Source organism: Ornithinimicrobium sp., assembly GCF_051004135.1.
Classification (GTDB): Bacteria; Actinomycetota; Actinomycetes; order Actinomycetales; family Dermatophilaceae; genus Ornithinicoccus.
In genome coordinates, this window is record NZ_JBPCKQ010000033.1 from 1 (window position 1) to 9,200 (window position 9,200).

Sequence of the window (9,200 nt, forward strand, 5' to 3'; positions counted from 1 at the left end):
TGCGCACCCCGGTCCGGGCTCGGCTCCTCAGCCCACGCGGCGACGCGCCGGAGGTGTCAAGGTGCAGCGCCCTACTGGACGAACGACCTTGACGGCGACAAGCGCCGGCGCACACTCCCAGGAACCGATTCCGGCGACTTGACAACAGAAGGGAGCCGAAAGGACGCACTTGCGCGGGCGGGAGTGTCAACGGCCCAACTCCGCATGTCCGGGCGACGTGAGGGTTGTGCTGGCGCTTCAGGCGGGGTGCCCCTCGACGTAGGGCAGCACCGTCGACCCGTCACCCATGCCGTCGGCGGTGATCACCCCGAGCGAGCCGTCCTGTTGAAGGATCACGGCCTGGAGCCCGGCCAGCGAGCCGTGGCCGGCCTCTCGAGCCGCCGTATGCACGTCGGCCTCGGTCATGCGGTGCCGGCGTAGCGACTCCTGGACCAAGGCTCCGTCATACCAGAGCAGGACCGGCGGCGAGTCCACCGCCCGGCGCATCCACCCCCCGCGGTATCGCACGGTGGCCAGCAGCCACTGCAGCCCCACCAGCAGCACGAGTGCGGCCACGGCCTGGCTGGCGGGCACGTCGACCGCGGTCACCGTGCGGCCGAAGGCCGAGCCCAGGGTCACCGCGACCACGAAGTCCAACGGCGTCATGCTGGCCATCGTCCGGGCGCCGGAGATCCGCAGAAGCAGCACCAGCACGAGGAAGCCCGCCGTCCCCATCACGGCCGTGTGCACGATCGGAAACCATCCGGTCCAAAGCAAGTCCATCCGGGCGGCGCTACCCGTAGATCGGTGGGCCCACCGCAGGCATGCCGTAGCTCGCCGAGTCGCTCAGCCGTTGCTGCCGGTGAAGTCCCATTCCTGCGGCGGGATGTCGGCGACCCGCTGAGCAAACATCCAGTGGTGGCCCTCCATGTCACTGACGCGGTAGGTCCGGTCGCCGTAGAAGGTGTCTTCCAGGCCGGCCACGATCTGCGCGCCCGTCTCCTTGGCGTGCGCGAAGTGAGCGTCCACGTCATCGACATAGGCGGACATCATCGAGGTGGTCCCGCCGCGGGTCCGAGGGCTCGCTCGGTCAGCGAACGGCGGTCCCAGCATGATCAGGCCCCGCTCGCCCAGGGTGAGCTCGGTGTGCACCAGCTTGCCCTCCCACTCGACTCGAGTCTCGGTGAGCTCGGTGAACCCGAAGACCTCGCAGAGCCATCGAGCGGCCCCCTCGACGTCGTCATACGTCAGGGAGACCGTGATCTGCGGCCGGTCGGGCGGTGGATTTCGGACTGCTTCGTCGGTCATGAGACCAACTTTGTCAGCCGGTCGGCACCGCGGTCTTGAAGAAATCGGAAGGATGTCGTGGGATCCGTCTCGATGGCATGGTCGTGCTGGCTATCGACGTCTGGGGGCGCTGTCCTCTCGAGGTGCCCGTAGGCGATCGAGCGTCGAATCGGAACAGGAGGAGAGTCATGGCCCGTCACTCCAGCAGAGTTCTGCCGAAGCCATGGATCGACAAGAAGGGCGGCTACAGCGGTGGCGAGGCCGCCGCGGACATGCGTCCCCCCGCTCCCGTGCCCAGCCAGACGGTCAGGCCGTTCGCGCCAAACCTCCCGCCCCCGCGCGAGAAGTAGCGCGCCCCTACAACTGTCTGTGCAGGCGCGCGGCCTGCCGGGTGAGGTGGTCGCGCTCGGCCTCGCTCGTCGCCTGACGCGACGCAGCGCCGTAGAGAGCGCGGGCCAGTTCCAGGTCGCCGGCCCGCTCGTGCAGATAGGCCCGGACCGCAGTATGTCGTGGCACGCCGGCGGGCACATCCTGCACCGCGCGCAGTCCGGCCAACGGCCCGTCCACCTCGCCCACTGCGACGGCCCGGTTGAGCGCCACGACGGGACTGTCCACCAGGGCCGCGAGCTCGTCATACCACTGCAGGATCTGCTTCCAGTCCGTCTCCTGCGCACGCGCCGCGTCGGCGTGCAGCGCGGCGATGGCGGCCTGGGCCTGGTACTCCCCGAGGAGGTCCCGGCTCAGCGCCCGCTGCAGGATCGCGACCCCCTCGGCGATGGCCGCCGTGTCCCACCGTGAGCGGTCCTGCTCGGCCAGCGGCACCAGCGCGCCGTCTGCGGTGCGCCGGGGGGCGCGGGCGTGGTGCAGCACCATCAGCGCCAGCAGCCCTGAGACCTCCGGCTCGTCGGCCAGCGCGAGCAGCTGACGAGCCAGCCGGATCGCCTCAGCAGCCAGGTCGACCTCACCGGGGTAGCCCTCGTTGAAGATCAGGTAGAGCACCCGCAGCACGGTTGACAGGTCCCCGGGTTGGGTGAGCCGCTGGCCCGAGACCGTCCGCTTGGCCCGGCTGATCCGTTGCGCCACGGTGGTCTCGGGCACCAGGTATGCCGTCGCGATCTGCCGGGTGCTCAGCCCGCCCACCGCTCGCAAGGTCAGCGCCACCGCCGAGGCCGGCGTGAGTGAGGGATGGCAGCACCAGAACAGCAGGAGCAGCGTGTCGTCGGCCCACTCGGTGGGTCCGGGAGCGGGCTGCTCGTGGACCGTCTCCTCCCGGCGTCGCCGGACCGCCTCGACCAGCGCCTCCTGCACGGCGTCCTCGGCCGCCGCGAAGTCTGCTCCACGACGGACGAGGACACCGAGCACCTGCGGTCCGAACTGCTTGAGCAGTCCGTCCACGACGACGCGCTACTCCGTGACGACCGGCGCCTCGGTCAGGAACGGGCGCACCTCGAGCCACTCATGCAGCGGCTCGCCGCCGGGGCCGGGCGCGGAGGACAGGAACGCCGCCGCCTCGTGCGCCCGCTCGGTCGAGTCGACATCGATCACCATCCAGCCGCTGACCTGGTCCTTCGGTGTCGGTGCGGCGCTCTACCAGCCGGTGTTCCCCGTCTACCTGGTGGGGAGGAGCCTGCTCAGCAGCAGTTCGTCCTGGCCCTCGACGAGACTCATCTGCTGCGCGACGAGGGGTCCCCCGGCGAGGCGCAGCTGCGCCGCTACGTGCTGCGGGAGACCCGCCAGCGGCTGCACCAGCCCGTGTTTCGATCCACGGTGCTGCGCGCCTACGAGCGACGGTGCGCGGTCTGCTCGCTGGCCCATTCTGAGCTGCTCGACGCCGCGCACATCGTGGCGGACAGCGACGAGCGGGGCGAGGCGTCCGTGCGCAACCGGCAGCCGCTGATGGTGCTGCCCCGCACCCGCCGTGAGCGGCCGGCCGCCGAGCTCTTGCAGATCCACTACGACACGTTCCGCGGCCACGTGTCTTGAGGGTCTGCGTCAGAGAGGAGGGATGTCACCGCCCCGCAGCCCTGGCCAAGACGTCGACGGTCATCTCGCGGTGAGGTCTGCCGGTGCGGCGGTCGGTCATGTGCCAGGCCATCGGGCTCGTATGAGGGCAGGGCATGACCCTCAACTCACCAGCTGTGTTGCCTTCGACGCTGCGCATCGCCTGGTCCCAGGCCACCTGGGTCCGGCGTCCCAGCAGGACCACCGCCTCCAGCCGCGGCAACGAGCCGAGCAGGCGGACGACATACGGGCCGGCCAGCCGAGCCTGCTCCCTGCGCGGAAGGCCACCGCTGGCCCGGCCCGCCAGGCCAGGGTCCCCGGTCCACCAGGGGATGACCTGCCACAGCAGCATCTGCGCATACTCGAGACCGGCCTGCGCACAGGCGGTCATCGTGTTGGCGGCCGTGGGGTCGTTGGCGTGCAGGCTGACCAGGCCGGTGCCCGCGCTGCGACAGGGGATGTGCTCCTCGAGGAACACCAGGACCCGCGCTCGGTTGCCTCCGCCGGCCGGATCCACGAGCGGCACGCTGACCCCGACCTCCGTCGAGATGATGCCGGCCAGGGTGTTGAGATCGGCGACGTGCGGCTCATCGACCCGGGCGCGACGACCGCGGATCGACCCAGGCCGGACCTGCTCGTCGAGCACCAGGCCTGCCTCGTATGCCGGTCGGTTGCGAATCGCCATAGGCCCCATCGTCCCTGGACGAGGGACGATGCGCTTGCCGTTGCGACTACCGGGTCGTGCGTCTCGTCGGCGAGTGGCCACTGATCCGTGACGCGGTGGACGCCGCATACGGGCCGACTCGCGATCGCCGCGACCGCCCTCCTGCCGCGGTCGGAGCTGCTCACGCGCAACGTCCGGCACTTCCCCATGTTCGAGGGGCTGCGCTCCCCATACTGACCGGATGCTCCGCTTGCCGGTCGCTGCGGCGGAGGCCAGACTCGCCACCGTGGCCACCCAGCAGGAACGAGTCGCCCGGCTGCTGGACCGGCACGGCACCACCTATGCCGAGCAGGCCGGCATCACCCTGCGGGACAAGCCCTCCCCGCTCTACCGCCTGCTGGTGCTCTCGACGCTGCTGTCTGCCCGGATCAGCGCCGATATCGCGGTCGCCGCGGCGCAGGAGCTGTCGGAGGCCGGATACCGGACACCGCAGCGCATGATGGCGGCCACGTGGCAGCAGCGGGTGGACGCGTTGGGGCGCGGTCGTTACCGGCGCTACGACGAGCGCACCGCGACGCAGCTGGGCGACGGCGCCCAGCTGCTGCTCGACGACTACCGAGGTGACGTGCGCCGTCTACGCGATGAGCACCAACCAGGGAAGGTGAGCGGGCACCTGCAACAGTTCCCGGGTATCGGCCCCACGGGTGCAGCCATCTTCTGCCGCGAGGCCCAGGGCCTCTGGCCCGAGCTGGCGCCGACGCTGGACGACAAGGTCATCCAGGGGGCCGAACGGCTGGGCCTGCCCACCTCACCGGGTCGGCTGGCCGCGCTGGTCGAGATCGACGACCTGCCGCGGCTGGCCGCCGGGTGCGTCCGTGCCGCCCTGGATGACGACATCGTTCGCGGCCTCCGGCAGGGCGGCTCTACACCCTAGTCAGCACCGCCCCCCGCCCCTAGGCTTCGGGCCATGGCAAACGCGACAGAGACCGACGCCGACTTCACCCGGGTCTTGGGTCAGTGGGACGTGCTGGCCATCGCCTTCGGCGCGATGATCGGCTTCGGCTGGATCGTCCTGACCGGCGGCTTCCTCGAGGACGCCGGCACGATGGGTGCCGCCCTGGCCTTCGTGCTCGGTGGCATCGTGATGGGTTTCGTCGGGCTCACGTATGCCGAGCTGGTCGCCGCGATGCCGCAGGTCGGCGGGGAGCATCAGTACGTGCTGCGGGCGATCGGGTCGCGCGCAGCGTTCGTGTGCTCATGGTTCCTGGTGCTGGGCTACGTCTCGGTGGTGGCCTTCGAAGCCGTGGCGCTGCCGCAGACGATGCTCTTCCTCTTCCCCGACATGCTGGCGATCAAGCTGTGGACCATCGCCGGCTACGAGGTCTACCTGTCCTGGGTGGCCGTTGGTGTGGTCGCCGCCGTGGTGATGACCTACATCAACTACCGCGGGGTCCGGCCGGCGGCGGCCTTCCAGACGATCGCCGTCCTCTTCTTGATGGCCGTCGGCCTGGCCCTGATCTTCGGCTCGTTCGTGGGTGGGGACACCGAGCAGATGCAGCCGTTGTTCACCGGCGGTGCTACGGGGATCATCGCTGTGCTGGTGGCGACGCCGTTCCTCTTCGTCGGCTTCGACGTGATCCCGCAGTCCGCCGAGGAGATCAACCTGCCCTACCGCAAGATCGGGATCATGCTGCTCATCTCGGTGGCGGCGGCCGTGTCCTGGTACATCATGATCATGCTGACCGTCGGTTCCTCTCTTCCCGCCGCCACTCTCGCCGAGTCCGAGCTCGCGGTGGCCGACGGGATGGCGGCGCTCTGGGGCAGCCAGACCATGGGCAACCTGCTGGTGATCGGCGGCATCGCCGGCATCCTCACCTCGTGGAACGGCTTCCTGATCGGCGCCAGCCGGCTGACCTACGCGATGGCCACGTCCGGCATGCTGCCCCGCTGGTTCGGCAAGCTGCACCCGCGCTACCGCACGCCCAGCAACGCGCTGATCTTCATCGGCGGGCTGTCCGTGCTCGCGCCGATCTTCGGTCGCCAGATGCTGGTCTGGCTGGTCGACGCCGGTGGTGTCAGCCTGATCATCGCCTTCGTGATGGTGGCGATCAGCTTCGTCATGCTGCGTCGCCGTGAGCCTGACATGGAGCGTCCGTTCCGCACCCCCGGTGGGGTCGGCACCGGCATCACGGCCATCGTCCTGGCGACCGGCCTCGGCGTGCTCTTCCTGCCCGGCATGCCATCCGCCCTGATCTGGCCGTACGAGTGGATCATCTTCGGCGGTTGGGGTCTGGCCGGGGCCCTTCTGATCACCCGAATCCCGCACGTGGGGCCCGGCCCGGACTCCCATGACGAGATGATCCGGGTCGCCGCCAAGCGAGGCGTGCCGCAGGACCAACCGCCCCCGGTCTAGCGCCTCAGCCGCCGTCTGCCTCAGCGGAAGGCGGCCTGACAGGTCAGCGCCTGTCCCACCACCAGGGTGTGCATCTCCGGGGTGCCCTCATAGGTCAGCACCGACTCCAGGTTGTTCATGTGCCGGATCACCGGGTACTCCAGCGAGATGCCGTTGGCACCCAGGATCGTGCGGGCGGACCGGGCGATCTCCAGGGCCTTGCTGACGTTGTTGAGCTTGCCCAGACTGACCTGCTCCGGGCGCAGCGTGCCCGCGTCCTTGCGGCGACCCAGATGCAGGGCCAGCAGGGTGCCGGTCGTCAGCTCCATCGACATCTGGGCCAGCTTGGCCTGGGTCAGCTGGAAGCCGCTGATCGGACGGTCGAACTGGACCCGCCTTTCGGCATACTTCAGCGCCGTGGCGAAGGAGCTGCGGGCGGCACCCATCGACCCCCACACGATGCCGTAGCGGGCCTCGTTGAGGCAGGACAGCGGACCCTTCAGGCCGCGCACCTCGGGCAGCACGGCATCATGCGGCAGCCGCACCCCCTCCAGCACGAGCTCGCTGGTCACGGAGGCACGCAGCGACATCTTGTGCTTGATCAGCGGCGCGGAGAAGCCGGGGGTGTCGGTGGGCACGACGAAGCCGCGGATGCCGTCGTCGGTCTGCGCCCAGACCACCGCCACGTCGGCCACCGAGCCGTTGGTGATCCACATCTTGGCGCCGTCCAGGATCCAGTCGGCCCGCTCGCCGCCGCCGTCCTGCCGGGCGCGGGTGCGCATGGCGGCGGGGTCGGACCCGTGGTCGGCCTCGGTCAGCCCGAAGCAGCCGATGGCCTCGCCGGCGGCCATCGCCGGGAGCCACTGCTGCTTGTGCTCCTCGCTGCCGTGCCGCCAGATGGCAAACATCGTCAGCGAGCCCTGCACGCTGACCAGAGACCGGATGCCGGAGTCGCTGGCCTCCAGCTCCAGCCAGGCCAGCCCGTAGTCGACCGCGCTCATCCCGGCACAGCCGTAGCCCTCCAGGTGCATCCCCAGCAACCCCAGGCTGCCCATCTCCTTGGCCAGCTCGCGGATCTGCGGCAGCTCGCCGGCCTCGAACCACTCGGCCACATACGGGTCGACGGCGCTGTCGCACAAGTGGCGGACGGCACCGCGGATCGCCTTCTCCTCCTCCGTCAGGACGTCGTCGATCCCGGCGAGGTCGAGCGGGTCGATCCTGGGTGGGCGGACGGTGGTGGCAGTCATCGGGGCACCTCTTCTGACGGTATGCGGTGAGCTGGGGTGGGCGGGACGGGTGCGTCGGGGTGGTGCAGCCAGTCGCGCAGCTGGGCGTCGTGCTCGCCGAGCTGCGGGGGAGCGGTGGGAGGCACCGTGAGCGCCGGGCCGTACTGCACGGGGTGGCGCACCTGCGGACACGGCGCCCCGGGCTCGCCGACGTCGGTCCACGGGTGCAGGCCCAGTGACTCGGCGAGGGCGAAGGCGTCGGCGAGATCACCGACCCGACCCGCGGGCACACCGACCCTGGTCAAGATCCGTTGCCAGGTGGCCGAGTCGTGCGCCGCCAGCAGGCTCTCGAGGATCTGCACCAGGTCTGCGCGGTGGGCGACCCGGGCGGCGTTGGTGGCCAAGCGCGGGTCCTCGGCAAGGCCGGGCCTACCCAGGGCGGCCGCCAACCGGGCGAACTGCCCGTCGTTGCCGCAGGCCACCGCCACCAGGCCACCGCCGCAGCGCAGGGTCTCGTACGGCGTGATCGAGGGGTGGCTGTTGCCCATCCGCCCCGGGGCGGTGCCGGTGGCCAGGGTGCTCTGCCCCTGGTTGACCATCGCGGCCAGCAGGCTGGAAAGCAGGTCCACCTCGACGCGGCAGCCCTGGCCGGTGCGGCCACGAGCGACCAGGGCGGCAAGCACCCCGATGGAGAGGTCCTTGCCGGTCAGCACGTCGACGACGGCCACGCCGGTCTTGGTCGGCGGACCGCCCGCCTCGCCGGTGACGCTCATCAGCCCGCCGACGGCCTGGACCAGGAAGTCATAGCCCATCAGGTCGGCGCCGCCGGTGCGGCCGAACCCCGTCACCGAGGCGTAGACCACCCCCCGGTTGTCCGGCCGCACCTGCTCGTAGCCCAGCCCGAACCGGTCCAGGGCACCGGGTCGGAAGTTCTCGACCAGCACGTCGGCTCGTCGGGCCAGCTCGTGGGCGAGCCCGCGGTCGGCCTCGTCGCTCAGGTCCAGGGTGAGGCTGCGCTTGCTGCGGTTGACGCTGTCGAAGTAGGTGGAGGAGGTGCTCGACCACGGCGGTCCCCAGCTGCGGGTGTCGTCTCCGGCTCCCGGCCGCTCGACCTTGATCACGGTGGCACCGAGGTCGGCCAGGTGCATCGTGGCCAGGGGACCGGCCAGCACCCGGCTGAAGTCGGCGACCAGGATCCCGTCGAGCGCGCCGCTCACCGTGCTGCTCCTCGCGTGCTCACGATGCGTGACGGACCGCTTCGGCGAGGACGTCGAGCGCGTCCTGCAGCAGGTCCTGCTCGATCACCAGCGGCGGCAACAGCCGGATCACGTTGCCGTAGGTGCCGCAGACCAGGATGATCACGCCCGCAGCGTGGCAGGCGGCGGCCACGGCCTTGGCGATCGTGCCGACCTCCTGCGCCAGGGGCTCCAGCACATCGCGGACGCTCTGCTCGATCCGCCGGGCGGCGCCCAACAGCTCACCGTCCTCGAGCATGTCCAGCACGCCCAGGGCTGCGGCGCAGGCCAGCGGCAGCCCGCCACCGAGCGCCTTGGCCGAGCACACCAGGTCGGGCACGACGAAGCCGCCCTCACCCTGCACCGGCTCCACGACGACGGCGGCGACCGTGTCGGGGCCAATCGTGGCGAGCAGC

10 protein-coding genes and 1 pseudogene are annotated in these 9,200 nt (G+C 70.5%); 3 read left to right on the plus strand and 8 right to left on the minus strand.

The window, feature by feature from the left end; all coding sequences use genetic code 11:
* Positions 1 to 237: 237 nt before the first annotated feature.
* The 4 genes from ACR2FV_RS01705 to ACR2FV_RS01720 form a co-directional block, all read right to left on the minus strand.
* Positions 238 to 729, minus strand: coding sequence for a DUF421 domain-containing protein (locus ACR2FV_RS01705; RefSeq protein WP_434013993.1), 492 nt, complete (start codon positions 727 to 729; stop codon positions 238 to 240).
* A 96-nt stretch (positions 730 to 825) separates the two neighbouring features.
* Positions 826 to 1,287: a VOC family protein gene (locus ACR2FV_RS01710; protein ID WP_434013994.1), complete on the minus strand. Its 462-nt coding sequence runs from the start codon at positions 1,285 to 1,287 to the stop codon at positions 826 to 828.
* 336 nt (positions 1,288 to 1,623) lie between these two features.
* Complete coding sequence (locus ACR2FV_RS01715) at positions 1,624 to 2,661, minus strand: RNA polymerase sigma factor (RefSeq protein ID WP_434013995.1); 1,038 nt, start codon at positions 2,659 to 2,661, stop codon at positions 1,624 to 1,626.
* 9 nt (positions 2,662 to 2,670) lie between these two features.
* On the minus strand, positions 2,671 to 2,814 hold the full coding sequence (locus ACR2FV_RS01720; protein WP_434013996.1) for a hypothetical protein: 144 nt from the start codon (positions 2,812 to 2,814) through the stop codon (positions 2,671 to 2,673).
* A gap of 168 nt (positions 2,815 to 2,982) precedes the next feature.
* Here ACR2FV_RS01720 and ACR2FV_RS01725 point away from each other — a divergent pair, with 168 nt between their 5' ends.
* The gene (locus tag ACR2FV_RS01725) at positions 2,983 to 3,249 is read left to right on the plus strand and encodes a hypothetical protein (protein ID WP_434013997.1); all 267 of its coding nucleotides are present in this window, start codon (positions 2,983 to 2,985) and stop codon (positions 3,247 to 3,249) included.
* A gap of 25 nt (positions 3,250 to 3,274) precedes the next feature.
* On the opposite strand, the gene ACR2FV_RS01730 is transcribed toward ACR2FV_RS01725, so the two are convergent.
* Entirely contained in the window at positions 3,275 to 3,952 is a 678-nt protein-coding gene (locus tag ACR2FV_RS01730; RefSeq protein WP_434013998.1) for a hypothetical protein, read from the minus strand.
* 220 nt (positions 3,953 to 4,172) lie between these two features.
* Between ACR2FV_RS01730 and ACR2FV_RS01735 the strand changes: the two genes are divergently transcribed.
* Complete coding sequence (locus ACR2FV_RS01735; protein WP_434013999.1) at positions 4,173 to 4,865, plus strand: endonuclease; 693 nt, start codon at positions 4,173 to 4,175, stop codon at positions 4,863 to 4,865.
* Positions 4,866 to 4,898: 33 nt separating this feature from the next.
* Positions 4,899 to 6,344 carry an APC family permease gene (locus tag ACR2FV_RS01740; RefSeq protein ID WP_434014000.1) on the plus strand — a complete coding sequence of 482 codons (1,446 nt, stop codon included), beginning with the start codon at positions 4,899 to 4,901 and terminating at the stop codon, positions 6,342 to 6,344.
* A gap of 20 nt (positions 6,345 to 6,364) precedes the next feature.
* On the opposite strand, the gene ACR2FV_RS01745 is transcribed toward ACR2FV_RS01740, so the two are convergent.
* From ACR2FV_RS01745 to ACR2FV_RS01755, 3 genes and pseudogenes are all read right to left on the minus strand, one after another.
* Complete coding sequence (locus ACR2FV_RS01745) at positions 6,365 to 7,570, minus strand: acyl-CoA dehydrogenase family protein (RefSeq protein ID WP_434014001.1); 1,206 nt, start codon at positions 7,568 to 7,570, stop codon at positions 6,365 to 6,367.
* A complete protein-coding gene (locus ACR2FV_RS01750) occupies positions 7,567 to 8,766 on the minus strand; it encodes a CaiB/BaiF CoA transferase family protein (RefSeq protein WP_434014002.1) in 1,200 nt (399 codons plus the stop codon). Before ACR2FV_RS01750 ends, ACR2FV_RS01745 begins: the two co-directional genes overlap by 4 nt.
* Positions 8,767 to 8,785: 19 nt before the next feature.
* Positions 8,786 to 9,200: pseudogene (locus ACR2FV_RS01755) on the minus strand (hypothetical protein); the annotation flags it as partial.